Origin of the sequence: Sphingomonas sinipercae, from assembly GCF_011302055.1 — a bacterium.
In the GTDB taxonomy this organism is placed as follows: Bacteria; Pseudomonadota; Alphaproteobacteria; order Sphingomonadales; family Sphingomonadaceae; genus Sphingomicrobium; species Sphingomicrobium sinipercae.
This window is the reverse complement of record NZ_CP049871.1, coordinates 1,511,980-1,534,576: the sequence shown is the minus strand read 5'-3', so window position 1 is coordinate 1,534,576 and position 22,597 is coordinate 1,511,980. Positions and strand designations below refer to the sequence as shown.

At 65.6% G+C, this 22,597-nt stretch carries 19 protein-coding genes and 1 tRNA gene; 11 read left to right on the top strand and 9 right to left on the bottom strand.

Features of this window, described 5'->3' with window-relative positions; genetic code table 11:
- The first annotated feature begins 5 nt into the window (after positions 1-5).
- The 3 genes from G7078_RS07970 to G7078_RS07960 are packed head-to-tail and all read left to right on the top strand — an operon-like array spanning position 6 to position 7,573.
- Positions 6-2,033, top strand: coding sequence for an autotransporter assembly complex protein TamA (locus G7078_RS07970; protein WP_166094823.1), 2,028 nt, complete (start codon positions 6-8; stop codon positions 2,031-2,033).
- On the top strand, positions 2,033-6,205 hold the full coding sequence (locus tag G7078_RS07965) for a translocation/assembly module TamB domain-containing protein (protein ID WP_166094821.1): 4,173 nt from the start codon (positions 2,033-2,035) through the stop codon (positions 6,203-6,205). Before G7078_RS07970 ends, G7078_RS07965 begins: the two co-directional genes overlap by 1 nt.
- 45 nt (positions 6,206-6,250) lie before the next feature.
- Positions 6,251-7,573 carry an MFS transporter gene (locus G7078_RS07960; protein ID WP_166094818.1) on the top strand — a complete coding sequence of 441 codons (1,323 nt, stop codon included), beginning with the start codon at positions 6,251-6,253 and terminating at the stop codon, positions 7,571-7,573.
- A gap of 35 nt (positions 7,574-7,608) precedes the next feature.
- Here the strand turns inward: G7078_RS07960 and glnA are convergent, their stop codons facing one another.
- Complete coding sequence (gene glnA, locus G7078_RS07955; RefSeq protein ID WP_166094777.1) at positions 7,609-9,030, bottom strand: type I glutamate--ammonia ligase; 1,422 nt, start codon at positions 9,028-9,030, stop codon at positions 7,609-7,611.
- 197 nt (positions 9,031-9,227) lie between these two features.
- Here glnA and G7078_RS07950 point away from each other — a divergent pair, with 197 nt between their 5' ends.
- A complete protein-coding gene (locus tag G7078_RS07950) occupies positions 9,228-9,494 on the top strand; it encodes a hypothetical protein (protein WP_166094775.1) in 267 nt (88 codons plus the stop codon).
- Between the two features lie 3 nt (positions 9,495-9,497).
- Here the strand turns inward: G7078_RS07950 and G7078_RS07945 are convergent, their stop codons facing one another.
- Positions 9,498-9,707 carry a helix-turn-helix domain-containing protein gene (locus tag G7078_RS07945; protein ID WP_166094773.1) on the bottom strand — a complete coding sequence of 70 codons (210 nt, stop codon included), beginning with the start codon at positions 9,705-9,707 and terminating at the stop codon, positions 9,498-9,500.
- Positions 9,708-9,712: 5 nt separating this feature from the next.
- Positions 9,713-10,051: a P-II family nitrogen regulator gene (locus G7078_RS07940; protein WP_166094770.1), complete on the bottom strand. Its 339-nt coding sequence runs from the start codon at positions 10,049-10,051 to the stop codon at positions 9,713-9,715.
- Between the two features lie 79 nt (positions 10,052-10,130).
- On the opposite strand from G7078_RS07940, the gene G7078_RS07935 reads away from it, so the two are divergent.
- A complete protein-coding gene (locus G7078_RS07935; protein WP_166094768.1) occupies positions 10,131-10,862 on the top strand; it encodes a phosphocholine cytidylyltransferase family protein in 732 nt (243 codons plus the stop codon).
- Here G7078_RS07935 and G7078_RS07930 read toward each other — a convergent pair.
- Positions 10,859-11,248: an acyl-CoA thioesterase gene (locus tag G7078_RS07930; RefSeq protein WP_166094766.1), complete on the bottom strand. Its 390-nt coding sequence runs from the start codon at positions 11,246-11,248 to the stop codon at positions 10,859-10,861. The two genes, G7078_RS07935 and G7078_RS07930, sit on opposite strands and share 4 nt — an antisense overlap.
- A 78-nt stretch (positions 11,249-11,326) precedes the next feature.
- Positions 11,327-12,154 carry a type I methionyl aminopeptidase gene (map, locus tag G7078_RS07925; protein WP_166094764.1) on the bottom strand — a complete coding sequence of 276 codons (828 nt, stop codon included), beginning with the start codon at positions 12,152-12,154 and terminating at the stop codon, positions 11,327-11,329.
- Between the two features lie 44 nt (positions 12,155-12,198).
- Between map and G7078_RS07920 the strand changes: the two genes are divergently transcribed.
- From G7078_RS07920 to G7078_RS07910, 3 genes are all read left to right on the top strand, one after another.
- Positions 12,199-12,960, top strand: coding sequence for a competence/damage-inducible protein A (locus G7078_RS07920; RefSeq protein WP_166094762.1), 762 nt, complete (start codon positions 12,199-12,201; stop codon positions 12,958-12,960).
- 35 nt (positions 12,961-12,995) lie between these two features.
- Positions 12,996-13,069 (top strand) — tRNA-Gly (locus G7078_RS07915).
- A gap of 147 nt (positions 13,070-13,216) precedes the next feature.
- Positions 13,217-13,564 carry a PilZ domain-containing protein gene (locus G7078_RS07910; RefSeq protein WP_166094760.1) on the top strand — a complete coding sequence of 116 codons (348 nt, stop codon included), beginning with the start codon at positions 13,217-13,219 and terminating at the stop codon, positions 13,562-13,564.
- Positions 13,565-13,570: 6 nt separating this feature from the next.
- Here G7078_RS07910 and G7078_RS07905 read toward each other — a convergent pair whose 3' ends face one another.
- The 3 genes from G7078_RS07905 to G7078_RS07895 all read right to left on the bottom strand — a co-directional run bounded on the left by G7078_RS07905 (position 13,571) and on the right by G7078_RS07895 (position 18,214).
- Positions 13,571-14,371: an NAD kinase gene (locus tag G7078_RS07905; RefSeq protein WP_425505268.1), complete on the bottom strand. Its 801-nt coding sequence runs from the start codon at positions 14,369-14,371 to the stop codon at positions 13,571-13,573.
- Positions 14,372-14,459: 88 nt separating this feature from the next.
- Positions 14,460-17,951, bottom strand: a complete 3,492-nt coding sequence (gene mfd, locus G7078_RS07900; RefSeq protein ID WP_166094758.1) for a transcription-repair coupling factor — start codon at positions 17,949-17,951, stop codon at positions 14,460-14,462.
- Positions 17,948-18,214, bottom strand: coding sequence for an FAD assembly factor SdhE (locus tag G7078_RS07895; RefSeq protein WP_166096278.1), 267 nt, complete (start codon positions 18,212-18,214; stop codon positions 17,948-17,950). Before G7078_RS07895 ends, mfd begins: the two co-directional genes overlap by 4 nt.
- A 63-nt stretch (positions 18,215-18,277) precedes the next feature.
- On the opposite strand from G7078_RS07895, the gene recG reads away from it, so the two are divergent.
- The gene (recG, locus tag G7078_RS07890) at positions 18,278-20,341 is read left to right on the top strand and encodes an ATP-dependent DNA helicase RecG (protein WP_166094755.1); all 2,064 of its coding nucleotides are present in this window, start codon (positions 18,278-18,280) and stop codon (positions 20,339-20,341) included.
- A gap of 10 nt (positions 20,342-20,351) precedes the next feature.
- Positions 20,352-20,795 (top strand): DMT family transporter, encoded by a 444-nt coding sequence (locus G7078_RS07885; RefSeq protein WP_166094752.1) that lies wholly within the window; start codon positions 20,352-20,354, stop codon positions 20,793-20,795.
- On the opposite strand, the gene tyrS is transcribed toward G7078_RS07885, so the two are convergent.
- Positions 20,792-22,000 carry a tyrosine--tRNA ligase gene (tyrS, locus tag G7078_RS07880; protein WP_166094750.1) on the bottom strand — a complete coding sequence of 403 codons (1,209 nt, stop codon included), beginning with the start codon at positions 21,998-22,000 and terminating at the stop codon, positions 20,792-20,794. The two genes, G7078_RS07885 and tyrS, sit on opposite strands and share 4 nt — an antisense overlap.
- A 27-nt stretch (positions 22,001-22,027) precedes the next feature.
- Between tyrS and G7078_RS07875 the strand changes: the two genes are divergently transcribed.
- Complete coding sequence (locus tag G7078_RS07875) at positions 22,028-22,588, top strand: DOMON-like domain-containing protein (protein WP_166094748.1); 561 nt, start codon at positions 22,028-22,030, stop codon at positions 22,586-22,588.
- Positions 22,589-22,597: the final 9 nt, after the last annotated feature.

The following is a 22,597-nucleotide window of genomic DNA, read 5'->3' as shown; positions in this document are numbered from 1 at the left end:
GCCGAATGAAAGCGAGCGGGGTGAACGGGCAGGCTGCCGGCCTGCGCCTCGCCCGAACCTGTCCATCGACGACGATGCGGCTGCTGGGCGCGGCGGCATGGCTTTGCGTGCCGCTCTCGCCGCTCAGCGCGCAGCAGGCCCAGGCCGATCCCCAGGAAGCGCCCCTGGACCCGAACGCTCCGTTGGACCCAATGACCGATATCGGCGTCGACTGGCCGGACCTCACGAACCTGCCGGCGGAACAGCCCAGGCTCGATGCACCGGTCGTGGACGAGCCGGGCAGGCAAGCGGCGACGATTCTCGATCCTAATGCGCGGCGGCAATATTCGATCGGGATCGAGGGGCTCGATCGCCTCAGCAATCCCGATGACCTGGTCAACAGCTTCGAAGAGCAATCGGTGCTTTTCGCCTCGCGCAAGGACGAAGCGAACGCGGCCCAGCTTCAGCGCCGGTCCGAGGCAGACGCCGAACTGCTGACCGAACTGCTTCACTCGCAGGGCTTTTACGACGCCGAAGTCACTACGAGGATCGAACCGCGCGGTGCCGCGATTGCCGTCACGCTGGCCGCCGAACCGGGCGAGCGATACCGGTTCCAGTCGGTCGCGTTGCCAGGCATCGCGAGCGCGGGCGCCGAAGCGGATGCGCTGCGTTCAACCTACGGGGTTCGAGCAGGCGACCCCGTCGTCGCCGCCGACGTCATCGCCGCCGGCGTCGACCTTCAGGTTGCGCTTGGCGAGCGGGGCTATGCGCTTGCCCAGGTGGGCGAACGCGAAATTGTCATCGACCATGAAACGAAGCTGGCGACGCTGACCATCCCTGTGACGCCGGGACCGGTGTCGCAATTCGGTGAAATCCGGGTTGCCGGGGATCCGCCATTCAGTGCGCATCACGTCGCCGAGATCGCCCGCTTTAGCAGCGGCGACCGCTTCGAACGCGACCGCGTCGACGACCTGCGGCGCGCGCTGGTCGCCACCGGCCTGGTCTCCACCGCCGATATCAAGGTCGTTCCCGCAGCCGCCAACCGCGTCGACCTGTTGGTGACGATGCAGCCGGCGCCGCCGCGCACCGTGGCGGGGGAACTTGGCTACGGCACCGGCGAGGGGCTTCGTGCCGAAGCGAGTTGGCAGCACCGCAACTTCATCAGGCCGGAAGGGGCGATCACCGTCCGCGGAATTGCCGGGACCCGCGAACAATTGTTGGGCGTCCAGTTTCGGCGCAGCAATTTCCACCGGCGCGACCGCGCGCTCAACCTGCAGCTTGCCGCGAGTAACACGAAATTCGATGCTTACCGCGCGCGCACCGTCCTGCTCGCCGCCAACATCGAGCGGCAGAGCAACATCATCTGGCGCAAGAAATGGACGTGGAGCGTGGGGGCCGAGTTGCTCGCCACCGACGAACGCGGCGTCTTTACCGATCCCGATACGAAGCAGACCCGAACGTTCCTGATCGCGGCCCTTCCAGCCGAGCTGCGGTACGATGGGAGCGACGACCTTCTCGATCCGACCAGCGGGTTCCGCCTGGGCGCTCGGGTGAGCCCGGAATTGTCGGCCCGCGAAGGCTCGTTCACCTACGGCAGGGCGCAATTGGACGGCAGCGCCTACCGCCGCGTTCGCGCCGATACGGTGCTCGCCGGGCGAATCCGGCTCGGCACGATCGTCGGTGCGGATGCCGCCGAACTCGCACCGTCGCGCCGGCTTTATTCGGGCGGCGGCGGATCGGTGCGCGGTTATGGATATCAGCGGCTCGGCCCGCGCGACTTGGCCGGCGACCCGGTCGGCGGTCGCGGCCTTGCGGAGTTTTCGCTCGAAGCGCGCGTTCGGCGCGGCAATTTCGGGTTCGTGCCGTTCCTCGACGGCGGCACGCTGACGAGCGACATCCTGCCGAACGTCAGGGGCTGGCAGCTCGGCGCGGGTCTGGGCCTGCGTTATTATTCCTCGTTCGGCCCGATCCGGGTCGATGTCGGAACGCCGCTCAACCGCCGGGAAGGCGATAGCCGGATCGCGGTGACCGTCTCGCTCGGCCAAGCTTTCTGATGGCTGAGGCGGTGGCCGAGGCGGACGGCGTGCCGCCGCGCGCGCCTTATCGGTTGAAGCGGAGCTGGGGACGGCGGCTGGCGCAGGAAATGGCGGCCCTGTTGCTGGGGCTGGCGATGCTGCTGGCGATTGCCCTCGTGCTGCTCGACACGGCGCCGGGTCACCGTTTCGTCGTCGATCGGCTTGCGCGGGTTGAAACCGCTTCGGGGCTGAAATTCAGGATCGGCCGGATCGAAGGGTCGATCTTCGGCAAGTCGCGCCTCAAGAACGTCACCATTCTCGATTCGCGCGGCGTGTTCTTCACCGCTCCGGAAATCGCGTTGGACTGGTCGCCGGGGGCCTGGCTGTACAACAGCCTCGACATTGAAAGCGTTCGCGCGCCCAAGGCGACCCTGATCCGGCTTCCCAAACTGCGGCCGAGCGGGCGCTCCGGGCCGATCCTGCCTTCGTTCGACATCCGCATCGGGCAGCTGACGGTCGACCGCCTGGAATTGCAGCGAGGGGTGACTGGAACGCCGCGCGTCGGCAGCCTTAGCGGACAGGCCGACATTCGTTCGGGCTTTGCCTCGATCCGCCTGAATGCGGCGGTCGAAGGGACCGACCAGCTCGCGGTAAAGCTCGATTCCGAGCCGGATAGGAACCGCTTCGACCTGGAGGCCCGGGTCCGTTCGCGCGCCGACGGCGTGCTGGCGAAGATGGTAGGCTGGAAGCTGCCGATCGATTTGGTGGTAACCGGCGACGGCGACTGGTCGAAGTGGCGGGGCTCCGCGGCCATGAACCTGTCGGGCCGGCCGGCCGCGCGCCTTTCGCTCAATGCCGATAACGGCCGTTTCGGCCTGGCCGGCGTTCTTTCCCCAAGCCAGTTCCTCAAAGGGCGGCTCATGCGATTGACGTCGCCGAGCGTGCGGGTGCGGGGTTCCGCAACGCTCAGCGATCGCATCCTTGACGGGCAATTGGTGCTCGGTTCGCGGGCGATGACCGCGGCGGCGCGCGGCGCACTCGACCTTGGCAACAATCGTTTCCGGGGAGTCAGGGTAGGCTTCGACCTGCTCCAACCGCCCGCCCTGTTCGCCAACATGCGCGGCCGCAATGTGCGGTTGCTGGTCACCCTCGACGGCCCCTTTGCAACCGCCAATTATGCGTATCGGCTGACTTCGCCGAACCTTGCCTTCGACAACACCGGCTTTGTCGGCGTGCAGGCGGAAGGGAAAGCGCGCTTATCGAAGTGGCCGATGCGGGTCCCGCTGCACCTAAAGGCGCGGGCAATCACCGGGCTCGGCGATCAGGCCGGCGCGATCCTTCGCAACGCCAGCCTCGATGGCCTGCTGACCGTCACGCCGAAGTTCGTGCGCGGCGAAAATCTGCAGCTGCGGAGCGATAAGCTTACCGCGAAGGTCGGGCTTTTGCTCGACCTTGCAACGGGCCGCTTCGAAGTCCTGCTTTCGGGCGGGCTCAAGCGTTACTTCATCGAGGGCCTTGGCCTGGTCGACGTGTTGACCGAATTGCGCGTCGTCCCAGGTCCGGGCGGCCGCGGCTCGCTGGTCACCGGCACCGGCAAGGCGTGGGTACGGCGCCTCGACAATGGCTTTTTCGCGGACCTGACTGGCGGCCTGCCGCGCATTGAAACCCAGCTTACCCGCACTCCAGACGGCGTCTTGCGGCTGTCCAACCTGCAGCTGTTTTCCCCGCGCTTGGGCCTGTCCGGCGAGGGTCGGCGGGACCGGGACGGGACTTTCCACATCACGGGCCGGGGGCAGCAGTCCAAGTACGGGCCGCTGCGCCTGCAGCTGGACGGGAATATCGCCCGGCCGAGGGTCGAATTGCTGCTCGATCGGCCCAACGAAAGCCTTGGGCTGCGGGCGGTGCGGCTGGTGCTTGAGCCGACCGGGCCGGGCTTCGCCTACACCGCCGCCGGCGGGTCGCGGCTTGGCCCGTTCACCAGCAACGGGCAGATCCTGCTGCCGCGCGGGGGCCGGACAAGCATCGCCATCGCGGCATTGAACGTAGGCGGCACCACCGCGCGCGGGACCCTCCGGTCTGATCCGGGCGGCTTCAATGGATTGCTCAATATTGCCGGCGGCGGGCTCGACGGAACGCTTGCCTTTTCACCCGAACGCGGCGCGCAGAAGATCGAGGCCCATTTGACCGCCGCCGGCCTTCGCCTGCCCGGCACGTTTGCCGCGCGCAGCGGCCGGCTCGACGGCACCATCCTGCTCGCGGAAGGCCGGACCAGCCTCAACGGCGTGGTCAATGCGCGGGGGGTCGAACTCAGCGGCCTGACCCTGGCCCGGCTGACCGCCAACGCCAACCTCGTCAATGGGCGTGGCCAGGTCCGCGCCGCCTTTGCCGGCCGCCGGGGCGCGGCCTTCGAATTCAGCACCTTGGCCGACGTATCCCCCGACCAGATTCGCCTGACGGGGCGCGGCAGCATCGACCGGCGTCCGCTGGTGCTCGACCAAGCGGCGGTGCTGACCCGCGCCGGCGACGGCTGGGCGCTGGCGCCGACCCGGCTGTCGTTTGCCGGCGGGCGGGCGACGGTGTCCGGCAACAGCGGCTCCAGGCCAAGCGTGCATGCCCAGCTCCAGTCGATGCCGCTGGAAGTGCTGAACATCGTTTCGCCCAACCTTGACCTGAGCGGCCGCGCCAACGGCCGGCTTGATTACGCCTGGAAGGGGTCGCGGTCCGGCCGCCTGGACCTGACGGTGCGCGGCCTCAGCCGACCGGGGCTAGTGCTTGCGTCGGAGCCGATCGATGTCGGCATCGCGGCGGTGCTTTCGGGCAACCGGGCCGGGTTGCGCGCCGTCGCCGCGGCCGGCGGCAAGGTCATCGGCCGGGCACAGGCACGGTTCGCTCCGCTCGGCGGCGGTTCCGTGATGGGCGCGCTGATGAACGCTCCGCTGTTCGCGCAGGTTCGCTATCAGGGGGCGGCCGACACCTTGTGGCGATTGTCGGGTGTCGAAGTCTTCGACCTGACCGGGCCCGCAGCGATCGGCGCCGACATCGGCGGCACGCTGGTCAACCCTGTCATCCGCGGTTCGGTCCGGACCAGCAATGCGCGGCTCGAAAGCCCAGTCACCGGCACCGTCATCGAACAGCTTGCGACGCAGGGGCGGTTCCAGGGCTCGGCGCTCATCCTCGACCGCATTTCAGGGCGGACTCCAGGTGGCGGCACGATCGTCGGCGCCGGGAGCGTCAGCTTTGCCGGCGGCACGACCGCGCTCGACCTGTCGTTCAATGCCGCCAACGCGCTCCTGCTCAACCGCGACGACGTCGCCGGCCGGGTGACCGGGCCGATCAAGATCAAGTCGGGCGGGCAGGGCGGAACGATTTCGGGCAACCTCCGGCTCAACGAGGGCCGCTTCACGCTTGGGCGCGCAAGCAACGCCGCGCGCGTGCCTCGCCTTGCGATCCAGCATCGCGGCCTCGACGAGGGCGACGTGATCGAAGCCGCCAGGCTGCATCCCTGGCGGCTGGACCTGACGCTTGCCGGCGGGAACCTGCAGGTGCGTGGCCTTGGCATCAACAGCAGCTGGCGAACCAATCTCGACGTGCGTGGCTATGCCGACGAACCGCGTTTCGAAGGCCGCGCAGACCTTGTCCGCGGCAACTATGAGTTCGCTGGCCGGACCTTCCGGCTCGAACGGGGCATCATCCGCTTCCGCGGCGAATCTCCGCCGGATCCGCTCCTCGATATTCGCGCCCAGGCCGATGTGCAGGGCCTCAATGCCAGTGTCACCGTGCAAGGCACGGGGCTACGCCCCGATATCCAGTTCGCGAGCGTCCCGGCACTTCCGCAGGACGAGCTGCTCTCGCGGCTGCTGTTCGGGACGTCGATTACCAACCTGTCGGCGCCGGAGGCCCTGCAGCTGGCCTCTGCCGTGGCAGCGCTGAATTCGGATTCGGGCAACCTTGACCCGATCAACGCGATCCGCCGTGCCGTCGGGCTCGACCGCCTGCGCATCCTCCCGGCCGACATCGCGACGGGTCAGCGCACATCGATTGCGGCCGGCAAATATATCGGGCGCAAGCTGTACGTCGAAGTGATCACGGACGGGCGCGAATATTCGGCAACTCGGATCGAATATCAGGTCACGCGATGGCTATCGCTGCTGTCGTCCATTTCCACCATCGGGCGAACCAGCGCCAACTTGCGCGTGTCCAAGGATTATTGACGCGGCGCGCAGCGGTTGCGAGCTTGGTTGCAAGGGGGCGGCCAGATGACGACAGCATATGCGGATGGTGCGGCGCCAGTGCCGGTGCGCGATTCCAGTCCATCTCGGCTGAAGAACATCGTCGGCGGTTCCGCCGGCAATCTCGTCGAATGGTTCGACTGGTACGTCTACGCCGCCTTTGCGATCTACTTCGCGAAAAGCTTCTTTCCGTCGAGCGATCCGACGGCCGAACTGCTGCAAAGCGCGGCCGTCTTCGCGGTCGGATTCGCGATGCGGCCAATCGGCGCCTGGCTGATGGGCATCTACGCCGACCATCGCGGCCGCAAGGCGGGCCTGTCGCTTTCGGTCAGCCTGATGTGCGCCGGATCGCTGATCATCGCGGTTGCGCCGACCTATCAGCAAGCCGGCGTGATCGCGCCGCTGACGCTGCTGGTCGCTCGGCTGATCCAGGGGTTCAGCCTCGGCGGCGAATATGGGTCGAGCGCCACCTATCTGTCGGAAACGGCGGGCCGCCAGCGGCGCGGCTTCTGGTCCAGCTTCCAATATGTGACGATCATCGGCGGGCAGCTTACCGCGCTTGCATTCCTGGTGATTCTGCAGGCGTTCCTTTCCCCGGCCGAACTGGAACAGTGGGGATGGCGCGTGGCCTTTGCGGCGGGCGGAATCCTTGCGATTGTCGTCTTCTTCATCCGCCGCCGCCTCGACGAAACTCTCAGCTATGAGAATGCCGCGGCGCAGCCGGACCGGCCAAAATCGACGACGCGCAACCTGTTCCGCGATCACCCGCGTGAGGCGTTGTTGGTGATGGCACTTACCGCGGGCGGCACGGCGGCTTTTTATGCCTACACCATCTACCTGCAGAAATTCCTGGTGAACACGAGCGGCTTCGACCGAGTCACGGCGTCGCGGATCATGACCGCGGGCCTGGCCTGCATGATGCTGCTGCAGCCCTTCGCCGGCGCCTTGTCGGACCGCATCGGCCGCAAGCCGCTGATGATCTTCTTCGGCGCCAGCGCGACGTTGTTCACCTATCCGCTCTTCACCGCTTTGGAGACGGTGCGCTCCGTCCCCGTGGCCTTCGCGCTGGTGATGGCCAGCCTGGTGATCGTCACCGGCTACACCTCGATCAACGCCGTGGTGAAGGCGGAGCTGTTCCCGGCCCACATCCGCGCCCTTGGCGTGGCGCTGCCGTTCGCGCTGGCCAACACCATATTCGGCGGCACCGCGGAGTATGTGGCGCTCGCGCTCAAGGGCGCCGGGCACGAACGCTGGTTCTACATCTACATTTCCGCGCTCGCGGCGATGTCGCTGGTCGCCTACGTCCTCATGCGAGAGACCAAGGCGACCAGTCAGATACTCGAAGACTAAGCAGGGCGGACTGCCGGGGGCAGTCGGAAGGGCGCTTAGCCCGAATAATACATGTCGAACTCGACCGGGCTTGGCGTCGTTTCCCAGCGCATGACCTCTTCCCACTTCAGCTCGATATAGGCGTCGATCTGGTCGTCGCTGAACACGTCGCCCTTGGTCAGGAAGGCGCGGTCGTCCTGCAGGTTGACCAGCGCCTCGCGAAGGCTGCCGCAGACCGTCGGGACGTTTACCAGCTCCTGCGGCGGCAGGTCGTAAAGGTTCTTGTCCATCGGGTCGCCGGGGTGGATGCGGTTCTGGATCCCATCGAGGCCAGCCATCATGATCGCCGCATAGGCGAGGTAGGGGTTGGCCAACGCATCCGGGAAGCGGAACTCGACGCGCTTGGCCTTTTCGCCCGCGCCATACGGAATCCGGCAGGAAGCCGACCGGTTGCGGCTTGAATAAGCGAGCAGCACCGGCGCTTCGAAACCGGGCACCAGGCGCTTGTAGCTGTTGGTGGTCGGGTTGGTGAAGGCGTTCAGCGCGCGGGCGTGCTTGATGACGCCGCCGATGAAGTAGAGCGCGGTTTCGCTCAGGCCGGCATAGCCATTGCCCGCGAACAGCGGCTTGCCGCCCTTCCAGATCGAAATGTGGGTGTGCATCCCGCTGCCGTTATCCTGGGCGATCGGCTTGGGCATGAACGTCGCCGTCTTGCCGTACGCATGAGCCACCATGTGCACGACATATTTGTAGATCTGCATCCGGTCGGCGGTCTCGACCAGCTTGCCATAGGTCATGCCAAGCTCGTGCTGCGACGCCGCGACCTCGTGGTGGTGCTTGTCCATCGGCAAGCCCATTTCGATCATCGTCGCGACCATTTCGCCGCGAATGTCCATGGCGCTGTCGACCGGCGCGACCGGGAAGTAGCCGCCCTTGGCCCGGGGTCGGTGGGCAAGATTGCCGCCTTCATAATCGCGGCCGGTGTTGGTCGGCAGTTCGATATCGTCGATGCGGAAGGAACTGGTATTGTACCCGTCCTCGAAGCGCACGTCATCGAACATGAAGAATTCCGCTTCCGGCCCGACGAAGACGGTGTCGCCGATACCGGTCTGCTGCAGGTAAGCTTCGGCGCGGGTTGCGGTCGAGCGCGGGTCGCGGCTGTAGAGTTCGCCGGTCGAAGGTTCGACGACGTTGCAGAACAGGACCAGCATCGGCGTCGCGCTGAACGGGTCGATATAAGCGGCGTCCAGGTCCGGCTTCAGGATCATGTCGCTTTCGTTGATCGCCTTCCAGCCAGCGATCGAGCTGCCGTCGAACATGAAGCCGTCGGTCAGCTGGTCTTCGTCGATCAGGCCCGAGGTCATGGTCAGGTGCTGCCATTTCCCCTTCGGGTCGGTGAAACGAAGATCGACCCACTCGATTTCCTCATCCTCGATACGCTTGAGGATGTCGCTCGCGCTTGCCGCTTTGTCCGCCATGTCGAATTCCCGATGCCATTGTTGCCGGTGCTTCGGACGAAAGCGTCATTGGCCGCGGTACGGTCGTGCCGCGGGCAATCCGCCGAATCCGAAGGTTGCTTGGATTGTCGCGAGGGCCGCCTGCTTAATCTACCCGCCAGTGAACTTTTCACGCTGGCGGGCGGAGACCGCCGCGAAGCGGCTGTTGCGTATCCGAAATGGCCGGAACAGCCACCGGAACGGGCGGTTCAGCCCGCATGCTCGGTGAAAAAATCGGAGCGGGTGAGCCTCTTGCCCGCGACCAACGACTTGCGATCAAAGAAGACATGGCGCGCCAGCGTGGCAAGTCGTCTGGCTTACGCATCTTCATCCTCGTGCTCGCGGCGACGGCGAGCGTTGTCGGAGTGTCGGAGGGCGTGCTGGCGCTCAGCGGCGACTTCGGCTCGCAGTTTACAGAGGATCTGGTCGCGGGCGGCCAGGACTGACCGTCAATAGGCCCGACGCTGGGCGGAGATCAGCATCCGCAAGAGCATGGCCACCGGTCGCGGGACCCCGACTTTCCCTTCCAGCCACAGGCTGACGGTCGAGCGGCTGACACCGATCGCCTGGGCAAGGTCGTTCTGCGTTCGGTAACCCAACGTGCGCATTGCGGAACGAAGCTCGTCCGGGGACATGGAGGCGAGCCGCGGGTCCGTCATGCCTGCTAAATCGCGTCGCTGCCGCGGTCGCCGGTGCGAATTCGGATGGCCTGTTCGACTTCAATCACGAAAATCTTGCCGTCGCCGATCCGGCCGGTGCGCGCTGCTTTCTCGATTGCTTCCACGACATTGTCGGCCAGCGTTTCCTCAACCACCACCTCGATCTTCACCTTCGGCAGGAAGTCGATCACATATTCGGCGCCGCGATAAAGTTCGGTATGCCCTTTCTGCCGGCCGAACCCCTTTACTTCGCTGACGGTAATGCCGCTCACCCCGACTTCGTGGAGCGCGTCCTTCACGTCATCGAGCTTGAAAGGCTTGATGATGGCTTCGATCTTCTTCACCCGCTGCTCCCGGCGGTTGCCTTAACGTTCGGGCTAATGCCCAATCGGCGCCGCATTTGGAAGGCAGTGGCGCTGGCCGATGAAGGCAATCATTCTTTCGGCGGGGCAGGGCTCGCGGCTGGGCCATTTGACCCATGATCGGCCCAAGTGCCTAATCGACTTCAACGGCCGGACCTTGCTTGGCCGCCAACTCGATACGCTTGCCGCCAACGGCATCGAGGAGGCAGTCGTCGTCACCGGCTTCCACGACGAGCTTGTGGAGCGGGAAATCGCGGGACGTACCGGCGGGCCCCGGGTGACCACGGTGTTCAATCCCTTCTTCAAGGTCGCCGACAATACCGGTTCGCTGTTCATGGCGCGCGAGCACCTGCGGGGCGACTGCCTTGTCTGGAATGGCGACACGCTGGTGTCGGATCGGCTGATGGAGCGGGTCGTCGCCAATCGGCAGGCGGGCATCTGCGTCACCATCGACCGCAAGCCCTCCTACGACGAAGACGACATGAAGGTGGAAGAGGATGGCGGCCGGCTGCGCGCCATCGGCAAGCGGCTGGACAAGGGCGTCAACGCCGAATCGATCGGACTGCTGGCCTTCCGCGGCGATGGGTCCGACCGCTTCCGCGAGGCCATCGAGCGAGCGCTGCGCACGCCTGAAGGCACGACCATCTGGTACCTGCGCGTCATCCACCACCTCGCGCAGAGCAGCGAAGTGCGGATTCTCGATATCAGCGGCGAGGAATGGGGCGAGGTGGACTTTCCGCCCGACGTCGAAGGCGCGCGCGCACTGACCGCGCGGTGGGATGCCGGCGCCTAGTCGACCTGCGGTACGAAGCGCGAAATCACGTCGCGCGCCAAGCGGGCCGGCCGCATCGACGAAGCGTCCAGGCAGCACCAGCAGCTCTTCACTTCGCTAAGCACGTCTTCGCCGCGCTTGACGATGGTAGTGAAGAAGGCGCGGGCTCCCTCCACCTTCTCGGCAATAACTTCGGCAACGACGATGTCCTGCATGAAGGTCGGCTTGCGAAAGGTGATGTCGTGCTTGAGCGCGACCCACAAATGGCGGGCGACGGCTTCCGGCGGTGCGACGCTCTGCCAATAATCGACCACGGCGTCCTGCACCCAGCGTAGATAGACGCTGTTGTTGACATGACCCATGTGGTCGATGTCGTCGGCAGTGATCGCAACCTGGTGTCGAAACATTGGAATTTGGCGCCTTCGCTCGCGAGACGGCTGAAGCCTCTCACTCACTGACAACGCTGTCAACAGCACTTGGCTCCATCAATATGGAGGTTTGTCGAAGCCTTTCGGGCTCTTGGTGAAAATTTCGCAGCCGGTCTCGGTAATTCCGATCGAATGTTCGAACTGGGCCGACAGCGATCGGTCGCGAGTGACGGCGGTCCAGCCATCGTCGAGCATCTTCACGTCGGCGCGGCCGATATTGATCATCGGCTCGACCGTGAAGAACATGCCGGGACGAAGCTCGGGCCCGGTGCCGGGCCGTCCGACGTGGACGACCTCCGGTGAATCGTGGAACAGCCGGCCAAGCCCGTGACCGCAGAAATCGCGGACGACGGAATAGCGCTGCCGCTCGGCATGCGACTGGATGGCGTGCGAGATGTCGCCGAGCCGGTTGCCGGGCCGGGCCTGTTCAAGCCCGAGCATCAGGCATTCGTAGGTGACGTCGACCAGCCGTCGCGCCTTGATCGGCACGTCGCCGACCAGGTACATCCGGCTGGTGTCGCCGTGCCAACCGTCGAGGATGGGCGTCACGTCGACGTTGACGATGTCGCCGTCCTTGAGCGTCTTGTCGCCGGGGATGCCGTGGCAGACCACGTGATTAATCGAGGTGCAGCAGCTCTTGGTGTAGCCGCGGTAGCCGAGCGTTGCGGGAACCGCCCCGGCGTCGGCCATCATCCGGTTGACGAAGCTGTCCAGTTCCGCCGTGGTGGCGCCCGGCACGACATGCGGCACCAGGGCGTCGAGGATTTCGGCGGCGAGGCGTCCGGCCGCCCGCATCCCGGCGAAACCGTCCGGCCCATGCAGCTTGATTACGCCATTTTTCGCTTCGACGCGGTCGTCGTCGGCCACGGTGATGTATTGAGTCATGGCGCCTAAATAGGCATTTCGCCCCTCGAAGTCACCGGAGACCAATGGACGTGCAGGATTCGCGCATCTGGACTGCTGCCCTGATCGTCATCGGCGACGAAATCCTGTCGGGCCGGACCCAGGACAAGAATATCGCGCAGGTGGCGCAGTGGTTGAACGGGCAAGGCATTCGGCTGGCCGAAGTCCGCGTCGTCCCTGACGTCGAGCAGCGGATCGTGGATGCCGTCACCGCGCTTCGGGGGCAGGTCGACTATCTGTTCACGACCGGGGGAATCGGGCCGACGCATGACGACATCACCATCGACGCCATCGCCGCGGCGATGGGCGTCCCCGTCGTCGTCCATCCCCAGGCGCGGCAGATTTTGGAGGGTTATTACGCCGCACGCGGCGGTGTGAACGAAGCCCGCTTGCGCATGGCCCGCGTCCCCGAAGGCGCTGAGCTCATTCCCAACGCCGCGTCCGGCGCCCCGGGGGTACGGCTGGCGAACATCTTCATCCTCGCCGGCGTGCCCAGCATTGCCGCCCGGATGCTGGAGGCCCTGGACGGAGCGCTGGAGGGCGGCCGGCCGGTGGTTTCGGCAACGGTCACCGCCCATGCCGCCGAAAGCGAAGTGGCAGAATTGCTGCGGCAGGTGCAGGACGACCACGCCGGGGTCAGCATCGGCAGTTACCCGTTCTTCATGGACGGGCGCGGCGGGGCGGAGTTCGTCATTCGATCGGAAGATGAGGCGCTGGTGGAACGCTGTGCAGCCGCCCTTCGGGAACGATTGCTCGCCCACGGGATCGAACCCGCTCCGCCGCGTTGACGGTCTGGTCGCGAGCACCTAGGTCGGCGACGCAGGCGGGTATGATGTAATGGTAGCCTGTCAGCTTCCCAAGCTGAACGCGCGGGTTCGATTCCCGCTACCCGCTCCAGCCTTTTCCATTCCCTTCGTCCGACACCATGTCCCGCCGACAACAGCCCGTTGCGAGTAAACGCGATGTTAACGCCTGCGCCTTTAGGAAGCAGTCGGTTTCTCAATGGCGAGAAGGCGTGGGACGGTAACGCGCTTCAAGCCGTAAGTGACGGAGTTCATCGGCGTGGCTCGGCAGCTCGACAGTGGTTTCATGCGTGCTTTGACCCAGACGAAGCGCAAAAGCGCGCGCGTTCCCTTAGCCGCCGAGGTCAATATGCGCCGCACAGGGCGGTTCACGCATTCGGTGACGATTCACGACCTTTCGCGCGAAGGCTGCAGCCTCAAGTTTCTTGAGCGACCGGAACTGGACGAGCGGGTGTGGATCAAGTTCGACGCGCTCGAAAGTCTCGAAGCCAGCGTCTGCTGGGTCGACGACAAGTCGGTAGGTGTAGAGTTCGTCAATCCCATCTACCCGGCCGTCTTCGATTTCCTGGTGAAACGGGTGAACGGCTGACCGCGGTCAGGTCGCGAACTGCTCCATCGCAATTCGCTCGTCGAGCGCATGCTCGGGATCGAACAGCAAGGTTAAAGAGCGCTCCCGGTCGAGCTTGACGTCGACCTGCACCACGTCGCGGACTTCAAACTGATCGGCGACGGCGCTGACCGGGCGATTCTCCGGCTCCAGCACACGAAAGCGGATGCAGGTGTCGTCCGGAAGGATCGCGCCGGACCAGCGCCGGGGACGGAAGGGGCTGATCGGAGTCAAAGCGAGCAGCTTGGCGGCGAGCGGCAGGATCGGTCCGTGGGCGGACAGGTTGTACGCCGTCGAACCGGCGGGCGTTGCGACCAGCACGCCGTCACAGACCAGTTCGGGAATGACGACGCGGCCGTTGACCGACACTTCGATCTTCGCGGTCTGGCGCGTTTCGCGAAGCAGGGACACTTCGTTGATCGCGGCGTGCGTGGCGACTTGCCCCGACACCGTCATGGCCGTCATTTCCAGCGGCGCGACCCGGATCGCCTTGGCCGCCGCGATCCGCTCGGCGAGCTGGTCGATCCGCCAGTCGTTCATCAGGAAACCGACGGTCCCGCGGTTCATCCCGAAGACCGGGCGCGAATGGCCGCTTTCTAGCATCTGGTGAAGGGTCTGGAGCATGAAGCCGTCGCCGCCGAGCGCGACCAAGGTTTGCGCCTGGTCGGCGCCGCACCAGCCGTGCCGTTCCCGAAGCATCGCTTCCGCCGCCTTCGCCACGTCGGTGTGGGACGACACCAGCCCCAGCCCGGCGGCGACAAGGTCGTCCTTCGCAATGCGGGTCGGGATCGATCCGTCGTTCGGGCTCAAGCGGTGTCCTCGGGCAAGTGGCCGGCCAGCATAGCAGGGACCGACCCGTTTGCCGAACCGCCGCGGTTCACGCCGGCTCCAGCGCCCGTTCGGAAGCAGCGGCGACCCGGGCCAGCCCGAGCGAAAGCTGCAGCGCCCCTGTCAGCCGCTCTTCCGGAGTCGCCCAGTTGCGCGAGACCGCCAGCTTGCTGTCCGGACGAAGCTTGGCCGAGCCCTTGAGCCGCTCGATATAGCCGAGCAGCCCCTGCAGGTCGGGGAAGCCGCCATCGGCGAACGTCGCCACCGCGCCCCTGGCCCCGATATCGAGCTTGGCCACCATCGCCTTCTTACAATTGAGCTTGGTCTCGACGATCTTCAGCAGGTTCGATGTTTCGACCGGAAGCGGCCCGAAGCGGTCGATCATCTCGGCTGCGAATTCGTCGATCGCGCGCTTGTCCTCGAGGTCGCCGAGCCGGCGATACAGCCCCATCCGAAGGTCGAGATCTGGCACGTAAGGCTCCGGGAGCAGGATCGGCGCATCGACGCTGATTTGCGGCGAGAAATCGTCGGTGCGGGCATGGCCACCGGCCTTCTGCTCGACGATCGCGTCCTCCAGCATCGATTGGTAGAGTTCGAAGCCGACCTCCTTGATGTGGCCGGATTGCTCGTCGCCGAGCAAATTGCCGGCGCCGCGAATGTCGAGGTCGTGACTGGCAAGCTGGAAGCCGGCGCCAAGACTGTCGAGATTGGCCAAGACCTGAAGCCGCTTCTGTGCGGCCTCCGTCACCTGCGTATCGGCCGGCGTGGTCAGATAGGCGTAGGCGCGCGTCTTCGACCGACCGACGCGCCCGCGGAGCTGGTAAAGCTGCGCCAGGCCAAAACGGTCTGCGCGGTGCACGATCAACGTGTTGGCGGACGGGATGTCGAGTCCGCTTTCGACAATCGTGGTCGATACCAGCACGTCATATTTGCGGTCGTAGAAGGCGCTCATCCGCTCTTCGACTTCGGTCGGGCTCATCTGGCCGTGCGCGGTGATGAACTTCGCTTCCGGCACCTCGTCGCGGATCCATTCCTCGATGTCTGCAAGGTCGGCGATCCGTGGGACGACGAAGAAGCTTTGTCCGCCGCGATAATGTTCGCGCAGCAGGGCCTCGCGCACCACCACCGGATCCCAGGGCGTGACGTAGGTGCGCACCGCGAGCCGGTCGACTGGTGGGGTCTGGATCACCGACAGGTCGCGCAATCCGGTCATCGCCATCTGTAGGGTGCGGGGGATCGGAGTCGCCGTCAGCGTCAGCACATGGACATTGGCTTTGAGCGACTTCAGCCGTTCCTTGTGCGCGACCCCGAAATGCTGCTCCTCATCGACAATGACGAGGCCCAGCTTCTTGAATTTCAGGCCTTTCGCCAACAGCGCGTGCGTGCCGATGACGATGTCGACCGTGCCCTTTTCGAGCCCTTCCTTGGTCTTCTTCGCTTCCGTTGCGGTGACCAGCCGCGACAAGCGCCCAAGCTCGATCGGGAAGCCGTGCAGCCGGTCCTTGAAGTTGGAATAATGCTGGCGGGCGAGAAGGGTCGTCGGGCAAATTAGGGCGACCTGCATGCCCGCCATTGCGGTCACGAACGCGGCCCGAAGCGCGACCTCCGTCTTGCCGAAGCCGACGTCGCCGCAAACCAGCCGGTCCATCGGCTTGCCCGCCTCCAGATCGTCGAGCACGTCGCGGATCGCGCTGTCCTGGTCGTCGGTCTCCTCGTAGGGGAAGCGGTCGACGAACTGCGGGAATGCGCTGTCGGCCTGCACCGTCGGCGCTTCCCGGGTCGCGCGCATCGCCGCGAGGTTGATCAGCTCCCCGGCAATCTCGCGAATCCGCTCCTTCATCCGCGATTTGCGGCGCTGCCAGGCCTCGCCGCCCAGCCGGTCGAGCGTCGCACTCTCGCTTTCGCTACCGTAGCGGGACAGCAATTCGATGTTCTCGACCGGGACGTAGAGCTTGTCGCCGCCGGCATATTCGATGGCGACGCAATCGTGGGGCGTCTTGCTGACCGGGATTTGCGTCAGCCCGGCATATTTGCCGATGCCGTGATCGGCGTGGACGATCAGGTCGCCCGGCGACAGCGCCGCCAGCTCGGACAAGAAGGCGTCGGCGCTCTTGCGGCGCTTGCGGCGGCGGACCAGCCGGTCGCCAAGCATGTCCTGCTCGGTGATGACGGCGACGTCCTCGCTCGTGAAGCCATGCTCCAGCGGCAGCACCATCAGCGCCGGCTGGGTCTTGCTTCCCAACGCTTCCTGCCAGTTATCGACGTTCTTCTGAGCCTTGACGCCGTGGTCGTGGAGGAGGCCGCCCAGCCGCTCGCGCGCGCCCTTCGAGTAGCTGGCGAGGACGACCTTGCGACCGTCCTTGCGCAGCTTGGCGAGGTGCTTGGCAACGGCCTCATAGACATTGTCGTTGCGCGCCCGCTCCGGCGCGAAATCGCGGGCCGGATCGACGGCGAAGTCGATGATCCGCTGGCTCTCGGGCTCCCGAAAGCCCGACGTGCGGTGAATCGGCCGGGCCTTAACCGCCTGCTCCCACTCCTCGCGGCCGAGATAGAGGGCTGCCGGCTCCAGCGGGCGGTAGCTTCCGGCTTCCGACTGCATGGCGCGGGTGCGGTTGTCGAAATAATCCCGGACGCTTTCCAGGCGGGCATCGATCGCGCCGTCCGCGCCCGGATCACGCACGACGATGTCCTCGTCGCCAAGATAATCGAACGGGCTTGCCAGTTTTTCTTCGAACAGCGGCAGCCAATGTTCCATGCCGCCCAGCCGCCGGCCTTCCGAAACCGCCTGGTAAAGCGGATCACCGGTGGCGGTCGCGCCGAAGGCCTCGCGATAGCGCGCGCGGAATCGCTTAACATTATCTTCGTCGAGCAAGGCTTCCGATGCCGGGATCAGCGTGAAGCCTTCAGCAGCCCCTGTGGTCCGCTGGTCGGCGGGGTCGAAGCGGCGCAGGCTTTCGATCTCGTCACCGAAGAAATCGAGGCGAAGCGCCAGCCGCTCGCCCGAAGGGTAGAGATCGACGATCGACCCACGGACCGCGAACTCACCATGTTCGGCAACCGATTCCGCCCGCTGGTAGCCAAGCGCGCTTAGCTGCCGGATCAGCGCTTCGCGGTCGATCCGTTCGCCTTCTGCGATCCGCCGGGTCAGCTGGCGAACGCGGAACGGGGTCAGCACGCGCTGAGTCGCGCCATTGGCAGTCGCGACGAGCAGTTGCGGCTTTTTCAGCGGTTGTTGCAGGGCGTTGAGGGTCGAGAGGCGCTCCGCCATCACCCGCAGTGCCGGCGACGCGCGATCGTACGGCAGGCAGTCCCAGGCGGGCAGGGCAAGCACCTGCACTTCCGCGGCAAAAAGCGGGACGGTGTCGGCAATCGCCCGCATAGCCGCTTCGTCTGCCGCGATGATGACCGCGCGTCCGGGCTTGCTTCGCCCGTGTGCGGCCCGCGCGAGGTCCGACGCGAGCGAAGGCAGGAAGCCCGTCGGCACGCCGGCCAGAGTCAGCGGTTCACGCGCGCCAAGGATGCGCTGCAGCGGTTCGCTCATCGTGCGACCTTGATGTAATCCAGCCTCTGCAGCGCTTCGAGCATTGGCCCATGGTAGCGCTCGGGCGCGGCCGCGGTTCCGATGGCCCAGGCCATGATGTCCACATCCTGTTCGTCGAGCATGGTTGCAAACAGAGCGCGGTCCGCCGGACTCCACGATTCGCCGTGCGCGTCGAAGAAGCCACCGACCAGGATATCGGCTTCCTTCGTGCCGCGATGGTGGGCGCGCCAATGAAGGCGTTTCAGCTCTGCGTCTTGCTGCATTGCCGCCACTTAAGGGGCCGCCTTGCCACTCGCAATGCGGGCAATAGCCGCTACAAACCCGCCATGCGCCCGGACGTCCTCAACCCGCTGTTCGCCGAGGTCGAGACTCTTCCGGGAATCGGGCCGCAGGTCGCCAAATCGCTGAAGCGGCTGGACATCACCCGCCTTGTCGATCTCGCCTACCACCTGCCGACCGGCGTGATCGAGCGGATCCGAGTCCAGGCCGCGTCGGCTGCGGTCCTCGGGCGAACCGTCATCGTCGACCTTACCCCCTTCGATACGCGTGGGCCGCGGCCTGGCGGCAGGGGGCCAACGCGGGTTTTCGCCTCCGACGGCGACGGCAACACCATCGCGCTGATCTATTTCAACAACCCCGGCTGGGCGAAGAAAAGCCTGCCGATGGGCGAGAAGCGCACCGTCGTCGGCAAGCTCGAAGCCTATGGCGACGAATGGCAGATCATTCATCCCGACGTGATCGAGCCTGGCGCGGATTCGACCGTCGCGATCCGCGAGCCGGTCTACCCCCTGACCGAGGGGATTGCGAACAAGCGCATGCGCGAACTGGCGTCGGCGGCGCTGGAACGGCTCCCAGAACTCACCGAATGGATCGAGCCCAGCCTCGCGGCGCGCGAGGGATGGCGGCCGTGGCGCTCGGCCTTGGTCGAGGCGCACAATGAACCGGGCACGAGCGAGGCCCGGCGGCGCCTCGCGTACGACGAGGTCTTCGCCAACCAGCTCGTGCTGCTGCTGATCCGCCAGTCGTCGCGCCGGAAGCGCGGCGTTCCCCTGCGCGGCGATGGCCGACTGACCGGCGCACTGAAGCTGCCGTATGAACCGACGGGGGCTCAACGACGGGTGATCGAGGAAATCCGCGGGGACATGGAGCAAAGCGTGCCGATGCTCAGGCTGCTCCAGGGCGATGTCGGGTCGGGCAAGACCCTCGTCGCGCTTAACGCCATGCTGGTCGCGGTCGAATCCGGTGCGCAGGCGGCCTTGCTCGCACCGACCGAAATCCTTGCCCGCCAGCATTTCGAGACTCTGTCGCGCCAGCTTTTGAGCCTTGGCGTGCATGTCGCCATCCTCACCGGGCGGGAGAAGGGCAAGGCGCGCGAGAGCGTCCTGATGGGCCTTGCCACCGGCGCCATCGACATATTGGTCGGCACCCACGCGATCTTCCAGGAAAAGGTCGCCTACAAGACCCTTGGCCTGGCCGTGATTGACGAGCAACATCGCTTCGGCGTGTCGCAGCGGCTGCTGCTGTCCCAAAAGGCGGAGCGGCCGCCGCACCTTCTGGTGATGACCGCGACCCCGATCCCGCGCACGCTCACCCTCACGCAATATGGCGAAATGGACGTCAGCCGGATCGACGAGATGCCGCCGGGCCGGACTCCGATCGAAACTCGAGTCATCAGTGACGAGAAGCTGCCGGAGATCGTCGATGCGCTCGGCCGCCACATCGCCGCGGGCGGGCAAGCTTATTGGGTGTGTCCGCTGGTCGAGGAGAGCGAGAGCAACGACGCCGCCGCCGCGGAGGAACGCGCGCGAATTCTCCGGACTCGCTTTGGGGACGACAAGGTCGGGCTCGTCCACGGCCGAATGAAGGGCCCGGACAAGGATGCGGTGATGGCGCGCTTTGCCGGCAACCAACTGGCGGTGCTGGTCGCCACCACGGTGATCGAAGTCGGCGTTGACGTGCCCAATGCGACGCTGATGATTGTCGAAGGGGCCGAGCGGTTCGGGTTGGCTCAGCTCCACCAGCTTCGCGGCAGGGTCGGGCGCGGTAGCGGCAAGAGTATTTGCCTGCTGATCCGCGGGCCGAACCTCACGGAAACCGGTCGCGCGCGCCTCGCCCTGATGCGGGAAAGCAACGATGGCTTCCGGCTTGCCGAAGAGGATTTGCGGCTCCGCGGGCCGGGCGAAATCCTTGGCACGCGGCAGTCGGGCGAGGAGGGTTTTCGGGTCGCATCGGCGGAGGATGTCGCGGAGCTGGCACCGCTTGCGCAAAGCGACGCGCAGTTGCTGCTCGATCGCGACGGCGGCCTCGCCGGCCCCCGCGGTCAGGCGGCCCGCAATTGCCTCTATCTCTTCGAACGCGACCAGGCGGTTGCGCTGATCCGCTCAGGCTAAAGGAACCACCGTGCAGCTACTCATCCCGATCCTGCTCGTGTTCATCGCCGGCGGCTTCGTGTCCGCCCAGGCGCCGACAAATGCCATCCTGGCGCGCGCGGGCGGATCGCCGGTGCTTGCCGCGTTGATTTCCTTCGCGGTGGGGACGCTGGCGCTGCTGATCGCCTGGCTTGCGAGCGGCAATCGACCCGGCGGCGGCGCTTTCGTGGGATTGCCATGGTACGCATGGATCGGTGGCCTTTACGGCGCGATCTTCGTTGCCGTTGCAGCGTTCGCGGTGCCGAAGATCGGCGTCGCGTCCCTGATCACGATCGGCATTGCCGGTCAGATCGCAATGGCCTTGCTGCTCGACCACTTCGGCGCGCTGGGCCTGGCCCGCGAGCCGATCAATCTCGGGCGGATCGCCGGAGCGCTCCTTGTCGTCGCCGGCGTGATCCTGGTCCGGCGGAGCTAGCGCACCAGCAGCGCGTGCTTCTTCTTGCCAAGGCTGAGCTTTCCCTCCGTCGCCGCCATTGCCGGATCGGTGACCGGCCGGTCGTTCAGTCGAACGGCGCCCTCCGCGACCTTGCGCTTGGCTTCGCCATTCGATGCGGTGAAGCCAAGGGCGGTGAGGGCATGGGCAATCGTCACGCCGTCGCCGACCGACAGCGTTGGCAGGTCTTCGCCGGTTCCGCCGGCAAACGTCGCGGCGGCGGTGGCCTCCGCCGCCCGCGCAGCCTCTTCGCCATGCAGCATCGTCGTCGCTGCATTGGCCAGCGCGATCTTCGCCTGGTTGATCTCGGCGCCTTGCAGGCTTTCGAGCCGGCGAACTTCGTCCATCGACAACTCCGTAAACCGGCGCAGGAAGACGCCCACGTTGGAATCGTCCGTGTTCCGCCAGAACTGCCAGTAATCGTACGGGCTCAGGAGGTCGGCATTCAGCCACACCGCGCCGCGCGCCGTCTTGCCCATCTTCGACCCGTCGGGGTTGGTGATCAGGGGCGTGGTGACGCCGAACACTTCGGTGCCGTCGACGCGGCGGGACAGTTCGATGCCGTTGACGATGTTCCCCCACTGGTCCGACCCGCCCATCTGCAGCCGGCATCCCGCCCGCCGCGATAATTCCAGGAAGTCGTACGCCTGGAGGATCATGTAGTTGAACTCGAGGAAGGTCAGCGGCTGCTCCCGCTCCAGCCGCAGCTGCACGCTATCGAAGGTCAGCATCCGGTTGATGGTGAAGTGCCGCCCGACGTCGCGCAGGAACGGAATGTATTCCAGCTTGCTCAGCCAATCGTCGTTGTTGACGACGATGGCGTCGGTCGGCCCGTCGCCAAAGGTCAGGAAGCGCTCGAACACCTTGCGGATGCCGGCGATGTTGGCGGCGATGTCTTCGTCGGACAGAAGCTTGCGTGCTTCGTCCTTGCCGGTCGGGTCCCCGACCTTCGTTGTCCCGCCGCCCATAAGCACGATTGGCTTGTGTCCGGCCTGCTGGAGCCGGCGCAAAAGCATGATCTGCACCAGGCTGCCAACGTGCAGGCTCGGCGCGGTCGCATCGAAGCCGATGTAGCCGGTGACGATCTCCTTCTGTGCCAAGGCATCGAGCCCGGCCGCATCGGTCAGCTGGTGAATGTAGCCGCGCTCGTCGAGCAGCTTCAGGAGGTCTGAACGGTATTCGGTCATGTCCAGCGCTTACCCAACTCGTCACAGGTGCGAAAGCGCGATACCTTTGCCGGCGTGCACCTGGAACTGTCCCACCATCCGGCAACGCCGCCGTCGAGTCCGATCAAGCTGTGGGCGACGGTCGATCATGCCGCAGCGTTCGGTGCGATGGCGACAACCAACATCTGGTTCGGCATCGGCGCACCGGCCGAGCGCTTTCTTCTCCCGCATTCGGCGGAACCGTCGCGGCGGGACGGGCTGTGGCAAACCACCTGTTTCGAGGCCTTTCTCCAGCAGCCCGGATCGGACGCCTATCGCGAATGGAATTTCGCTCCGTCGGGCGATTGGGCCGCTTACGATTTCACCGGCTACCGCGAGGGCATGTCGGAAGCGGACATCGGCGCCGCGCCGTACATCCGGCTCGAAGATAATTTCACCTGGTTCGCCCTCGGCGCAACCATCGCGACGGATGCCGGTGCGCAATGGCAACTCGGCCTGTCGGCGGTGCTTGAGGAAAAGGATGGCACGAAGTCCTATTGGGCGCTCGCTCAACCCAAGGAGAAGCCCGATTTCCACCATCCCGATTGCTTCACGGCAAAGCTCGCCTAGACAGCGGCC

Bases quoted from the DNA above. Each gene is read 5' to 3' on its own strand.
- G7078_RS07970 (WP_166094823.1), top strand. From the start codon at position 6: ATGAAAGCGAGCGGGGTGAACGGGCAGGCTGCCGGCCTGCGCCTCGCC.
- G7078_RS07965 (WP_166094821.1), top strand. From the start codon at position 2,033: ATGGCTGAGGCGGTGGCCGAGGCGGACGGCGTGCCGCCGCGCGCGCCT.
- G7078_RS07960 (WP_166094818.1), top strand. From the start codon at position 6,251: ATGACGACAGCATATGCGGATGGTGCGGCGCCAGTGCCGGTGCGCGAT.
- glnA (WP_166094777.1), bottom strand. From the start codon at position 9,030: ATGGCGGACAAAGCGGCAAGCGCGAGCGACATCCTCAAGCGTATCGAG.
- G7078_RS07950 (WP_166094775.1), top strand. From the start codon at position 9,228: ATGGCCGGAACAGCCACCGGAACGGGCGGTTCAGCCCGCATGCTCGGT.
- G7078_RS07945 (WP_166094773.1), bottom strand. From the start codon at position 9,707: ATGACGGACCCGCGGCTCGCCTCCATGTCCCCGGACGAGCTTCGTTCC.
- G7078_RS07935 (WP_166094768.1), top strand. From the start codon at position 10,131: ATGAAGGCAATCATTCTTTCGGCGGGGCAGGGCTCGCGGCTGGGCCAT.
- G7078_RS07930 (WP_166094766.1), bottom strand. From the start codon at position 11,248: ATGTTTCGACACCAGGTTGCGATCACTGCCGACGACATCGACCACATG.
- map (WP_166094764.1), bottom strand. From the start codon at position 12,154: ATGACTCAATACATCACCGTGGCCGACGACGACCGCGTCGAAGCGAAA.
- G7078_RS07920 (WP_166094762.1), top strand. From the start codon at position 12,199: ATGGACGTGCAGGATTCGCGCATCTGGACTGCTGCCCTGATCGTCATC.
- mfd (WP_166094758.1), bottom strand. From the start codon at position 17,951: ATGAGCGAACCGCTGCAGCGCATCCTTGGCGCGCGTGAACCGCTGACT.
- G7078_RS07895 (WP_166096278.1), bottom strand. From the start codon at position 18,214: ATGCAGCAAGACGCAGAGCTGAAACGCCTTCATTGGCGCGCCCACCAT.
- recG (WP_166094755.1), top strand. From the start codon at position 18,278: ATGCGCCCGGACGTCCTCAACCCGCTGTTCGCCGAGGTCGAGACTCTT.
- tyrS (WP_166094750.1), bottom strand. From the start codon at position 22,000: ATGACCGAATACCGTTCAGACCTCCTGAAGCTGCTCGACGAGCGCGGC.